Source organism: Clostridium aciditolerans, assembly GCF_016316925.1.
GTDB lineage: Bacteria > Bacillota > Clostridia > Clostridiales > Clostridiaceae > Clostridium_AM > Clostridium_AM aciditolerans.
Genome location: NZ_JAEEGB010000026.1, coordinates 101,897 through 118,188 on the forward strand (window position 1 = coordinate 101,897; position 16,292 = coordinate 118,188).

Below are 16,292 nucleotides of genomic sequence, written 5' to 3' on the forward strand. Positions count from 1 at the left end.
CTATATTAACCTGTTCTTAAAACGCTCTGGGCACTCTCATATTTTTCTTTAATTATTTCTTTTGCTTCATAGCTTAATTTATTCCAACTTCTCTCTATCTTCTTTCTAACCCATTCTTTGCCATCATCTATACTCATTTTATGATTACAGTAGGCTAAGTAAAGTAATGATGGTATTTGATCTATATGTGCCATTGCATCTGCATCAGCAACACAAATTGACTCTTTTGATGTCTTTTCCATTTTCACACTTCCTCTATGGGAAATAATACATTCTTTTACTTTTTCTATTTTATCTTCACAATAACTTAATTCTCTTAGGATTCTTTCAGCTTCTGTTGAACCATATATGTGATGTTGTTCTTGTAAATCTTTATTCTTTATACCTGCATAATCATGTAATAAAGCTGCTATTTCCACCACTTCGACATCTGCTCCTATTTTTTCTGCTAACATCTTTGAATACTTTACAACACTTAAAATATGATGTGTCCATATGCCATATCCAAAAATATTATTTTTACTCTTGCATTTTTCTTCAACTTCTTTTTCAATTGTTCTAATAATATCCATTATATATCTCCTTGCATTAAAACTATGTAGTATTATTTATATAAAATATATCTCAAAGTCCTGCTTTAAAATTATAAATTTGCATAGTGTTTTGTGCCTAAAACGTTATTAGGTTTAGCCTTCCTTATAGATCTAATACTAAATCGATTTTATTCATTTTTTCATCCTTTACTTCCGGATTAGCATCACAATACCATTTATATGACAATTGTAATCCTTCGAATAAATCAATTTGTGGCATATATAATCCATCTTTTTCAGCTTTTTTTGTGTCTAGTAGGTACGTAACATTTCTAAAAGGAAAATATTCTCTCACATTTATATTTGCTTCTTCACTATTCACTTCTTTTATATTTACTTTTTTGTTCACTACTCTCATAGTCATTTCAACTAATAGTTTCCACGTTATTATTTCGGAATTAGTTACATTATATGCTTGTCCTGCTGTTTGATCTGTATGTATAGCACTCTCAAATACTTTGACCAAATCGTCTATATATACAAATTGTGTCTCGTTGTTTCCATCCGGTATTGGAATGTCTGACCCTTTGGTTACTCTATCAAACAAGTAGGTTTCTCTATATAAATTATTACCTTCTCCATATATGTAAGTTGGTCTAAATATAGTTACAGGAAATTTTTCAGTTTCCCATAAATTAAGTAAATAATCTTCAGCTTTCTTTTTATCTAACCCATAATTTCCCCAATTTTCGTTTTCACCCCGTGTAAATTCTTCTGTAATTACCTTATCTGAAGGTTTATACACTGCACCTGAACTGCAAAATATATATCTTTTTAAACTTTCTTTGTTTAAAATCTTAATTAATTTTTGTACATCCTCCTTTACATATGCTGAGATGTCAAAAATATAGTCATAGACTTCATTTGAAATATTAACTTTTAGATCTTCAATTGATTTTCTGTCTCCTTTTAAATGGTTCCTAATTCCATCATATTTAACAGGCTTAATTCCTCTTGTAAATATATCTACAATATAACCCTTAGATATCAAATATTTTACCAATGAACTGCTTACAAATTCAGTTCCTCCCATGACTAATATTTTCATACTTTACGCTCCTTTATTATTTAATAAAAGATTACACTTTTTAGTAATGCATCTTTAATTGCTTTACTTAAATCATCCATTCTTAATTCTTCCATTTTGTTTAGTAACTAACAAAATACGAACAATTTCAGCTAAAATTTATGTGTTTTCAATATTGTTTTTATCTAAAAAGTTCAAGATCATTTCATTTAATAATTCAGGCTTTTCACCAATTAAATGTGGCCCATGTCCACAATCTTGACCCCTTAAATCTGGAAAAATGCAGCGATATTTTGATTGTAATGCTGCAAATTGAGCTGAAAATGCTATAATACCTCTTGAAAAAGCATTATGTAAAAATACAATTGGTTCTCCTACTCCAATCTCATCATAATAAACATTAGCATTTGATATTTCAACATATGGCATCTTGTTGTCCTCCTTTAACCTTGTGCAGCTTCGGATAAGTTATCTTTAGTAATGAAAATTCCATCATATCATTAATGCTATTTCAAAATTTCTTTGAATATACTATTTGACTCCTTTTTAATAAACCATGTTTTATTCTTTGACATTAAAACCCCTTGTACATTAATATCCTTATCTATCCACAGAGTATACTCTTCGTTTGATTTATCCGTAAAATAAATCTTTGCAGAATAATCCGGTGTTCTTATATCAATCTTCTCATTAGTTTCTTCTCTATTATTTAGAGCATTTATAAATTTAGTTATAGTATCTTTATCTGAAAGAGTCCATACTTTATTATTAGAGTGCTGAGTTATTTCAATAAAGTCAATTTCCTTCTCTTTGCTTTTATTATTACTACATCCAATCATTAAAGAACATGAAACCATAAATATCACTATTATTGGTAGTAAGGTCTTTTTTAATGCTAACTTTACATTGCTATGTTGATTCATCTTCCCCTCCAACTAAAACAGTTTTAGCGAATTAGAATTTACTTCCAATTACTATTCCTCTAAATAATGGTAATTAATTATAATTTTAACACAATATTTCTCTATACAAAATAAATTAAGCCAGAATTTTAATTCATAAGAACTAAGATTCTGACTTATGTGTTTTAGATCCTCTGAAGACTTGACCATAATCAAGCCAAAGCTAATATTTATCTAATATAAAGAATCTACATTTTAATATAAAACATTAATTATCGCATATCATTTTATACATTAATTCTGCAGGGTCAAGAATAGAGATAGAAGCATACTTTTTTAATTCATTATATAGATAAGGAAAGTGAGTACATCCAAGAATAACTACATCTACTTTTATAGAGTTATAAAATTCTATCAAATTTTTTAATGCAAATTTTTCAACTATTTTTTCAGCAGGCATACCCTTCTCTATATCTATAACTAAAGGAAGTACCCCTATTCCAATAACATTACACTCTGAATTTACACTTTGCACAACTTTTTCAATACCTGCTGAACTTTGATTATTAGCTGTTAGTACTCCAATATTTTTATAATTACAAGCAATCTTTTTATAAACAGTAAGTGGGGTAATTATTCTCACCTCTTCTTCTCTAGACAATTTGTCCATATCAACTGCTGCACTTAGAGAATTGCAGTATACAATTATTGTATCAACGCTTTTATGTTTTATTTCTTTTATTATTTCTCTAATTTTATTTGCAAGTTCAATTGGTGATAGAATTTGAAACTTGGACTGTTCTTCTGGACATGAAGATACCGGATATCCCAATGCATTAATTCCTTTTGAAATAAAAAAATTCACCCCCATCTGAGTATCTACAGGAGTTCCTGCAATAACTCCAACCTTAATATTATTCATATATACCACCCCTCATAAATTCTCTTATCCCATTAGCTATGTTTTAATAAAGTTTAATCTAAAACTCTCACTAATAATTATTTTTTAACATATAAGCGAATTGTAGACTACTGGAACAAGACTTTGAACATCTTATTACTAATATATATTATATAATTTTATGCTATTACTCTCTGGGGATAACTTTTAAGTGCTTTCGGTGTATCAGAGCCTTAGCTAACTTCTAGCTTAGCCACTTGCATGTTGGAAGCAGGATGTTAGCTAAAGTCAGAGTTTATTGATTTTATTACTTCAATAAAAAAATACCTAGGAATGTGATTCAAGCTCACTGGAAACACCTTATATCTCCAACGTTCATAATTTGCATTCTCCTCGCCAGGCTGCGTTAATTTAATCTTCCAACCAAATTGCTTAAAAAATCATTATAATTATCAATTCTAAAGTACCAGCCTCTTCCTTCCTTATGCATTTAATCTATTAAAATCTATCATAGGTATATCTCAATTCTTTCCTTTCCACTACCTAAATTGTTTCTTTTTAAAGATATTGAACCGATTTCTCCTGTCCTCTTTAAATGTGTTCCTCCACAGGGAACTTTTGCAAATCCTTCTATATCCCAATATCTTTTTTCATTTTTTTCATCATCAAAAGCACTTATTATACTCAAGTTTGAGTTTATAATATTATTTGCTTTATTCATAAGTTCCGGAAAAATTTCTGATATATTTCCCTTCCAGAAGAAGTCTATCCTTGCCTTATCTACAGTTATGTTTGCTCCAATTTTTTCAGGATGGTTGTAGTTCTGATAAACTAATTCTAAAATAATTTCTGCCGCAAAATGTAATTTCATTAATCTATATCTTTTTTCCCAATCAATTGTAACCATAACATTTTGATTAAGTATCAAGTTATGATTTGCTTCAATAGTATAAAAAATTTCTTTTCCTTCCTTTTTTGCTTCAATGATATCAAACCCACCTATTGTTCCTGAATCGGATTGTTGTCCCCCTGAGAAGGCAAAGACTATTGTCTGGTCAAGAGTAATAATATTGTTATTAACACTAGTTATCTTTGCTTCAATTTCAGTTAAATAAGGATTTTCCCAAAACAATTTCTTAACACTCACTGTAAAACCTCTTTTCTAAATGTACTTTAGTTCATAACTTTACATATAATACATTAAATCCTAATTATGTCCATCCTTTAATATTCCTTAAAATCCTTTAAAATAAAACTATTAGCTATGCGATTTAGCCATTGGCCTAAAATATACAAATCCTAATTTTATATTAAAAATGAGTACAGATTTTTTCAACAGCTTCCGTTTTGAGGTGCAAAATACTAAAATAAATGACCATTTTTCATTGTGCTTTTAGTCTTTATCATAAATTTATCCTTTTTTCTTCAATATTTAAAGCAATTCCTCCAACCTTTACTTCATTAATTTCTTGATTATGGATTATTAAGCTACTTAAAACCTCTGAAGGTTTTTTCATAGAATATCCCTGCTCAAAGACCAAATTTTCTGTATTTCCCCCCAAAACAAATCCATATTTATACAAATAACAGCTTAAAGCCCCATTAGATGTTCCAGTTGCAGCCTCTTCGGGAATACCATATAAAGGTGCAAAGTTTCTACAATGGGCAGTTGAATCATATTCCGTTTCCAATGTGAAAAGATGATATCCAATAACATCCTGTTTTTTACTAACATATGAAATCTTATCAAAGTTAGGTCTTATCTTATATAATGTCTCCAATGATTTGATAGGGATTAAAATATCCCTTAATCCTGTAGATACGATTTGAATCGGAAGCTCATTCATAATATCATCTTCATTAATATTCAATGTGTTAGCTATCTCTTTTTTATCCAGTATTTCATAAAATTCAGGATTACGCTGGTTCATATAAATTACATTATCATTCCTACATTCTACATTTAAAATACCAGCTCTTGTTTCCTGCGTATACTCTCCTACTTGTATAATACCTTTATTAGCTAATAGATAGAAAGTTGCTATAGTAGCATGCCCACATAAATCTACTTCTTCCTTAGGAGTAAAAAAAGCAACCTTAAAATCAGCTTTATTTGATTTTTTAACAAATGCTGTTTCCGAAAAACCAACTTTTGCTGCAATTTTTTGCATATCATGTGCTGATAAAAAGTCTGCATCTAAAACTATCCCTGCTGGATTTCCGCCATTGTCCGTTTTTGCAAAAGCATTTAATGTGTAAACTTTTATTTCCATTTACGCTTCTCCTCTTAAATAAGATTAAATAATTTTTATAATATTGGTTTCTTAACACTGTGAATCTCTATCGTAAATATCAACTCTAAACTAAATTTTAGCATTTATAATTCTTTAAATTATATAATAGCATTTAATTAAATTATGCATAATGTAATAATTAGTTAGAAAATTTTCATGCTATTGTTTAAGAGCACTTTCTACTGCTTTCATGAATGCCTTGCTAGTAGTAGTTGCTCCAGTAACAGCATCTACATCTGCCCTTTGCTCTTTAATTATCTTCTGGAATACTCCTTCTGCATAGGTTAAATATACGCTTTTCCGATTCTCTACCCCTTTAATATCAATAATTCTATGGTTTTTAACCTCTACTTTTACTTTATACACGTAACTGCCAACTTTTGCTTCACCTTGATATACTCCATCATTAATTTTTGTGAGATTTACACTTCCTATAGGCATATTCCTAATTTTATTTAAACTAATAGTATTTGAAACTGTAAATCCAACACCAATTATAATTAAAGGCAGTACAACCATTATAATAGTTTTCTGTCTTAACTGTCCTTTTACTTCTCTTTGCCCCCAAGGTTTGAAAATAGAAATGAAGATACTTATTGCCATTATTATCGCTTCGATAGCTGCAAATACCAATGCTTTGTTTTGAAATTCTAAATACTCACTTTTCATAAGGGAATTGTTCAAACCTGCATCTGATATAGATGCCATTCCACTAACAGCAGGACCAAATCCACTCCAAGTAATTATAAACATAGCCAGTACAAGCAACCACTTCAATATTATCCACTTATACTTAATGAATCCCCATTTTGTAAATATTCCGTATATAAATGCAGTTATCATTAAAATTAAAAATGCATAATTTACCCCCCAGGTAAATACCTTAAGTATTCCCAAATCTATTGGAAAAGTATTTCCCTCAAAACGCCCAGTCTGTTTTAACAAAAGAAGACTTAAGATTGAAATCAGCCCTCCAAATACACTTGCAACCAAAAGAAGGTGTGCTGCTTTTAATAATTTTTGATGATTGCTATTTAAAAGCAAATTTCTATCCATTTTCCCGCTCCCCTTTCATTTTTATTAAGTTCTTATGCTTATATTTTTATCTTTCTTAAACTATTTAAATAAATTAATAACTCCAAACAAATGATAAGAATTTATAATTTCAAATGATTTCTTAATATCTTCAGAAGACTTTGACTCCTTTAAGATATGCATCATCATTTCAATCAGTTTTTCATATATCATTTTAATAGTGCCATAGTTCATAGAATCATGAATAATCTCATTACTTTCCTTTGAATAATGTTCCTTAACATTTTCTATCATATAACTGATAACTTCATCCTTTACCCCTTCATACCTTGTACCTTTGCTTCCATTAATCATTACTAAGACTTGTTCTCTGTTTAAGATCATATACTCAATAAACTCTTCATTAATAAAATGAAACTTACTGATTGATTTTCCTCTATTTAATTCCTTGTCCTTCGCCAATATAACTTTATTAATTAAAATACTTTTCAATTTTTCCAATACACTCTCAGGAGCTACTGAATAAAAGATTTCTTCTTTGCTCTTATAATAGCGATATATATTTCCAACTGAAACCTTAGCTGCTACTGAAATATTAGAAATTTTTGTGTTTTCATATCCTTTTTCTCCAAAGATTTTTAAGGCAGCAGAATCAATTTTTTCTTTGATATTATCTTTTTTATACTGAACCATATTTACTCCTTTAACAAAAGCGAATTAACTATTCTCTTTTATTCGTATTATACTCCTTATTTTTCCAATTGTCTATGTGAAATACACTAATAAAGATTTAAGACTATTAATAGCATTTAAGTTTGAATAAAAAACAGCTTAGATATAGAAGTTTTCTTCTCTTCCAAGCTGTTTAACACAGTAACACAATCTAACTATGGTAAAAGTATAAATTATATGTGTAATATTTTACAGACAAAAAAGCTGCCATTAACCAAAAGTGTATATCCTTGTAAAATTTACTAGCTATTAAATATTTATAAAATAGCAATACTAAATTAAGTGCAACTTATAATAACACCATAATTACAAATATTTTTTATTAAACAAACCTTATAAATTGCATTGGAGGAGAAGAAATTGAAAAACAAATTGAAATTTTTTATGTCTCTTATAAGCATATTCTTTATAATTTTATGCTTTAATGAAAATATAAAAAGTATGGAAATGCAAAATGCTACAAAACCAATTGTAGATTTAGCTACCTATCAAAAGGATCTAAATCAAGGAAAAAAAGTGATATATTTAACCTTCGATGATGGGCCTAGTATTGTGACAAATAAAATATTAGATATTTTAAATGAAAATGACGTCAAAGCTACTTTTTTTCTCATTGGAAATCAAATAGATGGTTTAGAAGATACGGTAAAAAGAATTCATAGTGAAGGACATAGTATTGGGTTACACACTTACACACATAAATTTAAACGTATCTATTCTAATAAAAACGCATTTATAAAAGAAATGATACAGTGTCGTGAAAAAATAAATGAAGTAGTTGGAATTTCTCCTAATATAATCAGGTTTCCTGGAGGCAGCCGAAAGCATCTTACTGAATCCTATCTTAATAAACTTCATAGTTGTAACTTTAAAATATATGATTGGAATATGGAAACTATAGATGGAGTAAAGCCCAAAACCCCTCCTGATAAATTATATAGGCAAGCAACAAAGAATAGCGAAGAAATGTCCAGTATAATATTACTTATGCATTGTGATTATATGCATAAGAATACCTGTAAAGCATTACCTAAAATAATCAGCTATTATAAAGATAAAGGCTACGAATTTAAACCAATTACAGAAGATACTCCAGAACTTTATTTTCCAATACCAAAAAAGACATCTAGCTTTTTTGATTTTATATTTTCATCTAAGGATTGTGTTGAATAAGAAAAACGTAGATTGAAGCAGGCTTCTCTACTTTAATCTACGTTTTTGAAATATTTTACATAATTTATTTTTATGCTTACAAAACTAATTCATACAATTTAAACCAAACTAAGTCTGGAATATTTAAGCCTAAATCAACAGTTCCTACGTATTTGTATCCACATTTTTCGTACAATGATATTGCAGGTGTGTTATGAATAGAAACATCTAGCCGAATTGCTTTTATTTCTTGTTTAAGGCTATATTTTTTTGCAAAGTCCATTAATTTTTTGCCAACACCGCTCTTCATATACTTTGGATGAACAACAAGTGTATGTATTACTATAATGTCTTTATAGTCAGCTTCAATCCCCCAAGTTACCTGAGAGTATGCAGATTCTGGTTCATGATTTAATATTATAGAACCTGCTATCTCACCATTCATTTTTAATACAAATAGATTATTATCTTGAATTCCGGTAACAGCAGTTTCTCTAATTGGATATATTCCTTTTGCCCAACCTGGATAATTTATGCTTGATTCTAAGTAGTCATTTAAGTCATTATATAACTTTTCTAGTTTATCTATATCCTTTACTGTTCCCTTTTCTATAACATAATCCTTATTATCTGGCATTTCCACTGTTGTATCAAATTCTTGAACTCTATCCACTGATATCCCCCTCCTGCTGTATAAGTAAAATCTACATAGCATTATTAGTTTAACTGTTATCTCTATTCTTTATTGTACTTTAGCCTCAGCATCAGCTCTTCTTAAACTATTCTTCTAATTCAATATATATTCTTTTATTGATTTTTCCTTTGCTTTTATATTCTACTATTTTTATTTTTCCAACTTCTTCAGTATTTTTTACATGGGTTCCTCCATCTGCTTGAAGATCTAAGCCCTCAATCTCAACAGTTCGTATTTCTTTGATGCCTTCTGGAAGAAGATTTATTTTTGTTCTTATTAAATCTGGAATTTTGAAAGCTTCTTCTCTTCCAAGAATATTTACACTAATATTTCTTGCAGATTTTACTTCTTCATTGATTTTTATTTCTATTTCATCAACTAATTCCTTGTCAAAATTTTCGAACTCGAAATCCAATCTACCTTTGAGACAATCCATATCTCCGCCAGTTACCTGAGCTTTGTAGTCTCTCCATACAACACCGCATAAAATATGCATAGCAGTGTGAGTTCTCATTAGCTTATATCTATGTTCCCAGTCTAATTTCCCAATACAAATTTCATCAACTTTAGGAAGATCACCATCAATATAATGATATATATCAGAGCCTTTTTTCTTAACTTTTTTAACAATATATTTATCTGTAGCGGTTTCCAGTACTCCATTATCACATGGCTGACCTCCTCCCCCTGGATAAAATGCTGTTCTATTCAAAACAACGGCATTTTCCTCCATATCTACTTTGATAACTTTACACTCAAAACTTTTTACATAACTATCTTTTTGAAATATTAATTCACTCATTTTTCTTCCTCCTTAAAATTTATAATAATAAAAATTTATTTAAAATTATTAAATTCTTCTATATAAGCAAAGTATTCATTTCTTGCATTATCCATAAAATTTTTATACCCTTACTATTCATGTACTATTCCTTCACCCACATCAAGCTCTTTTACAGATAACTCATTAATAAAAGTTGTTCCTAGTATCAGAATACCGCCCATCAACTGTATCACTGTCATTTTTTCTCCTAAAAATATACTAGACATAACTATTGCTGATATAGGATCAATATAACTAAATACTGCTATTGTCTGTCCTTTCAGTTTGGGTATCGCAGAAAAATATAGAAAATAACTTATTCCCGTATGTATGATGCCTACAACCAAAAGTAATAAAGTAGATTTAAAATTTAATTCTGTAAATCGTATTTTTTCGGTAGCAAGTATATAAGGTAATAAAACCACTGCAGCTATAGCAAGTTGTATCATGGCACTTTCTATTCCCGATAAATTCCTTATAAATTTATTTGTTATGATTACACTTGTATAAAGAACTGCCGCTGCAAGACCATATCCAATGCCCAACAATTGATTTTTTTCTGCTGTACCACTTTCAAATCCCACTATTAAGAACATACCTGTCATAGCACCTATGATGCACATAATCTTTATTGCATTTAGTTTTTCTTTTAAGATAAATGGAGATAAAAGCATGATAAGTACAGGAGCAAAGTAATAACATAAAGTAGCTTTCGATATTGTAGTATATTTGTATGCTTGAAATAAAAAAATCCAATTGATACCCATGGCAGCCCCAGACACTATTAACAGAAACAAATTGGCTTTAATCGCTTTCCAAGATATCTTTTGTCTTGTTATATAACTTGCTACCAATAAAAATATGCTTCCTATTATTCCTCTTGCCAATGCAATCATACTGGAAGGCAAATCTATATTTCTAACAAATAGTCCAAGGCTTCCAAATATAAGCATTCCAGCTACAAGTCTTACTTTCGCATTTTTCATTACATATCTCCTTTTCTGCTAAATTGGATAAAAGTTTACAACCATTGCCTTAAGAGTAGTCTTTCCGCAACTTTTATAGATATGAGAAGTTGCTGACAAAAAGCAAATAGAATCTTCTCTTTTCAATAAATAGTCCTGGTTGTTTGTTGTTAATACAAGTTCCCCTTCAAGAACAGTGATGTACTCCTGTGACTTTTCGGAATGACCAACAGAAGTATAAGTTGCACCTGAATCCAATTCAAGTAAAAACAATTCAAAATTTCTATGTGGTGTATTTCCATAGTAGCAATAAACGCGATATGTTCCATCTTCACTAGTTTGTTCTTTAGCTTCTGACTTTTTAATTACAAAAGTGTCATTTTCATGCTTATCAATTAATACGGTATATGGAACATTTAAGCCTTTCGCAATTTTCCAAATGGTATTGATTGTAGGATTTGTATCGCCTTTTTCAATCTGAGAAAGCATTACTTTACTTACCTCAGACAGTTCAGCCAATTGTCCTAAGCTTAAATTTCTTTCTAATCTCAATCGCTTAAGATTTTCTGCAATCACTGGATTCAGATTCATATGTAAAACCTCCTGTTAGTAGATAAATGTTAAAATGCATTCGTAAATTATATCTTACGATTGTTAAACATATTATACACAAACATAATTATAATTACAAGTATTATTATGATAAAATAAAGTAGCTATTTACTTAACATGTTTAATATATAAAACACGTTAAATAGATAGCCTTAAATAACTTATTCATAATTGAAAACTATATATTTTCTTTCATAATCAATGGACATTAATTTATTCTTTTGTCAAAACATTTTAATTATGAGTCTTGTTCCGAATATATATAGAATATTGTTCATTACTTATAAACCCTAATCTACTTGCTAGTTTACATGATTGCAAATTGTCAATAGCACAATCCCAACTTGGTTTTATACCATTTTTAATACAATGCTCTATAAAAGCAGCGGCAGCTAAAATGCCTAATCCTTTTCCTCTGAAATCAGGGTGTGTAAATATATCAATTTCAGCATATCCTCCACCTACATAAATAGATGTACAAATGCTTACTATTTTACCATTGTATAGTACACAATAGCCAAATCCATTATTAATGAATTTATCAACACTGCTCCAATATTCTTTATAATATTCATCATCAAATTTTTCACATCGTCTAATTAAATCTTTATTAATACCTTCAATAGTAAACCCTGCAGGAATCTTTTCTCTCCACCTTATTCCACAGATGCTTTTATCTATGTTAAACTCAAAAGAGATTCTTCTCAATTTAGTCAATCTATCACCTAATAATGTATCAATGATTCTTTCCCATGTATCAGAAGAAGAAAATAAAGTAAATCTATTTTCACTTTGAGCTAACTTTTTAAAGAGAAATTGACTTAACTTCTTGTTAAAATAGTCATTATACTCATTACCGACTATCCGATATAAACCTGAATCTGTAGAAATGAGTGCGGTTTTTGGACATATATTGTTATCAACAAAAACTCTACCAGGTATAATTTGATGAATAACCGAATAAGAGAAAGTGAGATCATTTCTTTTTTCTTTTAATATTGGTAACGCAGCTAAGAGTTCGGATTTTTTTAATTCTTGCAACTTTAATACCTCCTTTAAAAGTTATAAATAATAAAAGTGTGTAAACCTCAATGAGATGTACTACCTAAACTTAAGTAAATTGTTGGGATTTATACCTTTTTGAAAATAATCAAAATCTCTGTTGACCTTAGGTCTGACCTAAGGTGTATATTGTATTTATAATAAGTTTCATTAGAAATTAATATAATTTCGGGAGGTTTTTATGGAGAATAATTCTGTTAACTATTCAAATTCAAAACGTATTTTTTATCTAGATTTTGCTAGAGGACTAGCTGTCTTTTTTATGATTATGCAGCATGCTATGATCATGCATGAACGAACAGCTGGAGAGGGTAATACTCTTTTAGGTAATATCTTTATTTGCTTAGGGACAGCACCTGCTGCACCCGTGTTCATTCTTATTATGGGTATTTTCTTTATGCAATCAAAAAAGAGTATAAAAGAAAATATAATACGTGGTTGTAAATTATTTGCCTTTGGGTATGTCCTCAATTTAATAAGGTTTACCTTTCCTTTACTTTTAGCTGGAGGTTCTTATAATCCTGGACAAGGTCCTATATCTCTATTATTTTTAGTAGATATTTTTCAATTAGCAGGATTATCACTTATATTTTTCTCTGCTTTTAAAAAATATGCCGATAACTTATATATACTGCCAACAGTAATCCTAATCATATTACTTGTATCACCATATTTATGGGGATTTCAAGGCCATATTTTCATTTTTGACCCGCTATGGGGTGCTAATAAAACTACTGATTTTCCACTATTTCCATGGGTAGTATATTTTCTTTTAGGTATGTATTTAAGTAAATACCTTCAAAAGCAAGTCTTAGAAAAACAGATAAAGAAAAAGCTTATTTTAGGTAGTTTATTTTTAGCTACAATAGGCATTGTAACAATTTCATTCTTCCCTATAGGTGATTACTATAGAAGTGGGTTAAGCATTCATTTCTTAATGATGAGCTTTATATTTTTATGGTTACCACTATCTGATTATTTTGTTACAAAACTAAGAAAAAAAAGATTTGACAAACTCTTAAATACAATTTATTTCTGGAGCAAAAATGTTACAGGAGTTTACATCATTCAATGGGTAATATTTGGGTGGAGTATTTTGCTCTTAGGTGCAAATCAAATGACAGATTATGTGGCTATGATCATTGGCTTCATTGTACTACTCATCACTCATTTTTCACTAAAATACACAAAGTTAAAATATTTTTTACCAAAGCTGTAGCTTAAGGCTACAGCTCTAAATTTAAGCTATTTTTTCAATAAGCATTTGAAGTTCATAGTATATTCCATTGTTATAAAAAATCGAAATCATGGAATTTTCTATAGCAACGAGATTCCCTTTAATATTTATATTATTTACTTTTGCATATTCAAAAAATTTATTAATTTGTTTTTCAAACTCCTCATCATTCTCTGCAAGGAACTCATAACATAGATACTCTCCTGCAACTAGTTTATGGCTAGTACCAGAATCTTTCTCATCCTCTCCTATACATATATACACATTGGTATTGTCATAGAGATTGATAATATCAGTTTCATATAGACCTAATGTTTTACTAGATTCACTCATAATGTCATAGAATTGCTTCGCTGAAAATGGTACTTGATAATTCATTTTAAAGATTTGTTTAAGATTACGTTCTTCGATACCTTTTATAATATATTTATCCTTTGAAATATCAACCATATTTATCTTTTCAACAATACTCATAGTAAAATCTCTTAATGCTATAAGATTGTTTATCTGTTCATTGATACAATCTACAGAAGTATTTAATAGATGCGTATAATCCCCAATTGTGTAATCATTAAAACACATCTTAATACTATTAACAGGAATGTTAAACTTTCTTAAAAGCAGTATGTGGGCCAGTTTATATATCTCATTTAAACCATATAGTCTGTACCCATTTTCATCAATCCTATAAGGTAGAAGAACCTCTTTTTCTTCAAAATATCTTATTTGATGAGTAGAAACATTCATCAATCTCGCAAGTTCACTTATTGTAATATGTTCTCTCAAATAAAATCCTCCATTATTTATATTTTATAATTTAGAACTATCATATACTCTATCAGTTAAATTAAAAATTAAATTATACTTTAAAGTACTTTGATTCATTTCATATCTCTTGATAGTATTATGCTAACCCATATAATTCAGCAAAAGGGTCCCACTCCTTGTCCTCATTCCATTTATATTCGATTTTATTACTAATTTCCTTTGCTTTTTCTTTTCCTAGTAATTCCGATATAAAGCCTAAAGTCATATCAATTCCAGCAGAAACCCCTGAGGATGTAAAAATATTACCATCATTTACCCATCTTGATTTCCTTACCCATAACACGTCCTTTCCCTGCGCTGCTACCCAATCAAAGGCTCTTTTATTCGTAGTTGCTTTTTTACCATCTAGCAATCCTGTTTTAGCCAGTAGTGCTGAACCTGTGCAAACACTCATGATATATTCTGATTCTACTGCAATATTCTGTATAAAGTTAATTAGGTTTTTATCATTGATTTTCTCCCTTGTGCCCATGCCTCCTGGAATAAATGTAATAGTATTTTCATCATTTTTCTTCTCATATTTATTAGTTTCTACTTTTACATTTTGAGTACTCGAGACAGTTTTTCCATTAAGAGAAATAAAATTCAACTTAAATATATCAGGTAAACATCCAAATATCTCAACAGGTCCAAACACATCTAGTGTTTCAAATTCTTCAAATAAAATTATATTTACTACATATTTCATTTTTTATCCTCCAGATAAAAATAATTATAATTGATAAACCTTCCATAAAAAATTCATCAATTAGTCTCCTATCTATACTATAAAACATTATAAGTTTTTAATCTTTCTCTTAAATCCTTAGAGTTTTTAAAAAGTATAGTTTCAAAATTAAGTTTTTTGGCGCCTTCAATATTGCCATGAGAATCATCTATGAAAATCGATTCTTCAGGCTTTATCTGATACTCCTCTATTATTCTTTTATAAATACCATCTTCAGGCTTTATTAGTTTTTCCTTATAAGAAACAATTCCACCATCGAAAAGATTAAAAAAGTCATATCTCTTAGTTACATATTCAAATGCTAGCAAATGAAAATTAGATAAAAAATAAACCTTATATTTTGCATCTTTTAATTCTTTCATAACCTTGACCGACTCTTCGATAGGTGTAAGAAGCTCATACCAATTTTCAAAAGCGAGATTTATCAAGTGCCCATTTTTATTGCTGTTCTTAATTATAATACTCTTTGCCTCTTCTTCAGTAAGTGTTCCTCTATCTAGCATTACCCACTCTTCGCTTTGAAATAATTCTTTATGTATCTCTGAAATTTTATCAACTTCCACAATCTTTGTCTTTAGATATTCCTCTGGTTTAAAGTCCAATAATACATTCCCTAAATCAAATATAATATTTTTATACACAATCTATTCTCCTTTTATTATTCTTCAACTTTTATCCGATGACTACCTGCTCTAATACTCCATCTGA

19 protein-coding genes are annotated in these 16,292 nt (G+C 29.2%); 2 read left to right on the plus strand and 17 right to left on the minus strand.

Annotation, left to right across the window (positions count from 1 at the left end; genetic code table 11):
- Nucleotides 1-5 precede the first annotated feature (5 nt).
- From I6U51_RS17160 to I6U51_RS17200, 9 genes are all read right to left on the minus strand, one after another.
- Nucleotides 6-572 (minus strand): HD domain-containing protein, encoded by a 567-nt coding sequence (locus tag I6U51_RS17160; RefSeq protein WP_211143787.1) that lies wholly within the window; start codon nucleotides 570-572, stop codon nucleotides 6-8.
- A 124-nt stretch (nucleotides 573-696) separates the two neighbouring features.
- Complete coding sequence (locus I6U51_RS17165; RefSeq protein WP_211143788.1) at nucleotides 697-1,641, minus strand: SDR family oxidoreductase; 945 nt, start codon at nucleotides 1,639-1,641, stop codon at nucleotides 697-699.
- A gap of 138 nt (nucleotides 1,642-1,779) precedes the next feature.
- The gene (locus I6U51_RS17170) at nucleotides 1,780-2,049 is read right to left on the minus strand and encodes an alpha/beta fold hydrolase (RefSeq protein WP_211143789.1); all 270 of its coding nucleotides are present in this window, start codon (nucleotides 2,047-2,049) and stop codon (nucleotides 1,780-1,782) included.
- Nucleotides 2,050-2,126: 77 nt separating this feature from the next.
- Nucleotides 2,127-2,543 carry a YhfM domain-containing protein gene (locus I6U51_RS17175; RefSeq protein WP_211143790.1) on the minus strand — a complete coding sequence of 139 codons (417 nt, stop codon included), beginning with the start codon at nucleotides 2,541-2,543 and terminating at the stop codon, nucleotides 2,127-2,129.
- A 247-nt stretch (nucleotides 2,544-2,790) separates the two neighbouring features.
- Nucleotides 2,791-3,444 carry an aspartate/glutamate racemase family protein gene (locus I6U51_RS17180; RefSeq protein WP_211143791.1) on the minus strand — a complete coding sequence of 218 codons (654 nt, stop codon included), beginning with the start codon at nucleotides 3,442-3,444 and terminating at the stop codon, nucleotides 2,791-2,793.
- Between the two features lie 487 nt (nucleotides 3,445-3,931).
- On the minus strand, nucleotides 3,932-4,570 hold the full coding sequence (locus I6U51_RS17185) for an alanyl-tRNA editing protein (RefSeq protein ID WP_211143792.1): 639 nt from the start codon (nucleotides 4,568-4,570) through the stop codon (nucleotides 3,932-3,934).
- Between the two features lie 256 nt (nucleotides 4,571-4,826).
- On the minus strand, nucleotides 4,827-5,696 hold the full coding sequence (locus tag I6U51_RS17190; protein ID WP_211143793.1) for a PhzF family phenazine biosynthesis protein: 870 nt from the start codon (nucleotides 5,694-5,696) through the stop codon (nucleotides 4,827-4,829).
- 180 nt (nucleotides 5,697-5,876) lie between these two features.
- On the minus strand, nucleotides 5,877-6,773 hold the full coding sequence (locus tag I6U51_RS17195) for an FMN-binding protein (RefSeq protein WP_211143794.1): 897 nt from the start codon (nucleotides 6,771-6,773) through the stop codon (nucleotides 5,877-5,879).
- 60 nt (nucleotides 6,774-6,833) lie between these two features.
- Nucleotides 6,834-7,445, minus strand: a complete 612-nt coding sequence (locus I6U51_RS17200; protein WP_211143795.1) for a TetR/AcrR family transcriptional regulator — start codon at nucleotides 7,443-7,445, stop codon at nucleotides 6,834-6,836.
- A 399-nt stretch (nucleotides 7,446-7,844) separates the two neighbouring features.
- Between I6U51_RS17200 and I6U51_RS17205 the strand changes: the two genes are divergently transcribed.
- Nucleotides 7,845-8,657 carry a polysaccharide deacetylase family protein gene (locus I6U51_RS17205; protein WP_246517414.1) on the plus strand — a complete coding sequence of 271 codons (813 nt, stop codon included), beginning with the start codon at nucleotides 7,845-7,847 and terminating at the stop codon, nucleotides 8,655-8,657.
- Between the two features lie 76 nt (nucleotides 8,658-8,733).
- Here the strand turns inward: I6U51_RS17205 and I6U51_RS17210 are convergent, their stop codons facing one another.
- The 5 genes from I6U51_RS17210 to I6U51_RS17230 all read right to left on the minus strand — a co-directional run bounded on the left by I6U51_RS17210 (nucleotide 8,734) and on the right by I6U51_RS17230 (nucleotide 12,771).
- Nucleotides 8,734-9,273, minus strand: a complete 540-nt coding sequence (locus tag I6U51_RS17210; RefSeq protein ID WP_211143974.1) for a GNAT family N-acetyltransferase — start codon at nucleotides 9,271-9,273, stop codon at nucleotides 8,734-8,736.
- Between the two features lie 142 nt (nucleotides 9,274-9,415).
- Nucleotides 9,416-10,132, minus strand: a complete 717-nt coding sequence (locus tag I6U51_RS17215; protein WP_211143796.1) for an alanyl-tRNA editing protein — start codon at nucleotides 10,130-10,132, stop codon at nucleotides 9,416-9,418.
- Between the two features lie 113 nt (nucleotides 10,133-10,245).
- Nucleotides 10,246-11,139, minus strand: a complete 894-nt coding sequence (locus I6U51_RS17220) for a DMT family transporter (protein WP_211143797.1) — start codon at nucleotides 11,137-11,139, stop codon at nucleotides 10,246-10,248.
- Nucleotides 11,140-11,157: 18 nt separating this feature from the next.
- Complete coding sequence (locus I6U51_RS17225; protein WP_211143798.1) at nucleotides 11,158-11,709, minus strand: helix-turn-helix domain-containing protein; 552 nt, start codon at nucleotides 11,707-11,709, stop codon at nucleotides 11,158-11,160.
- 255 nt (nucleotides 11,710-11,964) lie between these two features.
- On the minus strand, nucleotides 11,965-12,771 hold the full coding sequence (locus tag I6U51_RS17230; protein ID WP_211143799.1) for a GNAT family N-acetyltransferase: 807 nt from the start codon (nucleotides 12,769-12,771) through the stop codon (nucleotides 11,965-11,967).
- Between the two features lie 202 nt (nucleotides 12,772-12,973).
- On the opposite strand from I6U51_RS17230, the gene I6U51_RS17235 reads away from it, so the two are divergent.
- The gene (locus tag I6U51_RS17235; RefSeq protein ID WP_211143800.1) at nucleotides 12,974-14,011 is read left to right on the plus strand and encodes an acyltransferase family protein; all 1,038 of its coding nucleotides are present in this window, start codon (nucleotides 12,974-12,976) and stop codon (nucleotides 14,009-14,011) included.
- 21 nt (nucleotides 14,012-14,032) lie between these two features.
- Here the strand turns inward: I6U51_RS17235 and I6U51_RS17240 are convergent, their stop codons facing one another.
- From I6U51_RS17240 to I6U51_RS17250, 3 genes are all read right to left on the minus strand, one after another.
- The gene (locus I6U51_RS17240) at nucleotides 14,033-14,815 is read right to left on the minus strand and encodes a helix-turn-helix domain-containing protein (RefSeq protein ID WP_211143801.1); all 783 of its coding nucleotides are present in this window, start codon (nucleotides 14,813-14,815) and stop codon (nucleotides 14,033-14,035) included.
- Between the two features lie 118 nt (nucleotides 14,816-14,933).
- Entirely contained in the window at nucleotides 14,934-15,545 is a 612-nt protein-coding gene (locus tag I6U51_RS17245; protein WP_211143802.1) for a DJ-1/PfpI family protein, read from the minus strand.
- 77 nt (nucleotides 15,546-15,622) lie between these two features.
- A complete protein-coding gene (locus I6U51_RS17250) occupies nucleotides 15,623-16,225 on the minus strand; it encodes an HAD-IA family hydrolase (protein ID WP_211143803.1) in 603 nt (200 codons plus the stop codon).
- Between the last annotated feature and the right edge of the window lie 67 nt (nucleotides 16,226-16,292).

Coding starts and splice junctions, on each gene's coding strand:
- I6U51_RS17215 (WP_211143796.1), bottom strand. CDS start 10,132: ATGAGTGAATTAATATTTCAAAAAGATAGTTATGTAAAAAGTTTTGAG.
- I6U51_RS17170 (WP_211143789.1), bottom strand. CDS start 2,049: ATGCCATATGTTGAAATATCAAATGCTAATGTTTATTATGATGAGATT.
- I6U51_RS17210 (WP_211143974.1), bottom strand. CDS start 9,273: ATGCCAGATAATAAGGATTATGTTATAGAAAAGGGAACAGTAAAGGAT.
- I6U51_RS17195 (WP_211143794.1), bottom strand. CDS start 6,773: ATGGATAGAAATTTGCTTTTAAATAGCAATCATCAAAAATTATTAAAA.
- I6U51_RS17180 (WP_211143791.1), bottom strand. CDS start 3,444: ATGAATAATATTAAGGTTGGAGTTATTGCAGGAACTCCTGTAGATACT.
- I6U51_RS17200 (WP_211143795.1), bottom strand. CDS start 7,445: ATGGTTCAGTATAAAAAAGATAATATCAAAGAAAAAATTGATTCTGCT.
- I6U51_RS17175 (WP_211143790.1), bottom strand. CDS start 2,543: ATGAATCAACATAGCAATGTAAAGTTAGCATTAAAAAAGACCTTACTA.
- I6U51_RS17225 (WP_211143798.1), bottom strand. CDS start 11,709: ATGAATCTGAATCCAGTGATTGCAGAAAATCTTAAGCGATTGAGATTA.
- I6U51_RS17220 (WP_211143797.1), bottom strand. CDS start 11,139: ATGAAAAATGCGAAAGTAAGACTTGTAGCTGGAATGCTTATATTTGGA.
- I6U51_RS17165 (WP_211143788.1), bottom strand. CDS start 1,641: ATGAAAATATTAGTCATGGGAGGAACTGAATTTGTAAGCAGTTCATTG.
- I6U51_RS17245 (WP_211143802.1), bottom strand. CDS start 15,545: ATGAAATATGTAGTAAATATAATTTTATTTGAAGAATTTGAAACACTA.
- I6U51_RS17190 (WP_211143793.1), bottom strand. CDS start 5,696: ATGGAAATAAAAGTTTACACATTAAATGCTTTTGCAAAAACGGACAAT.
- I6U51_RS17235 (WP_211143800.1), top strand. CDS start 12,974: ATGGAGAATAATTCTGTTAACTATTCAAATTCAAAACGTATTTTTTAT.
- I6U51_RS17160 (WP_211143787.1), bottom strand. CDS start 572: ATGGATATTATTAGAACAATTGAAAAAGAAGTTGAAGAAAAATGCAAG.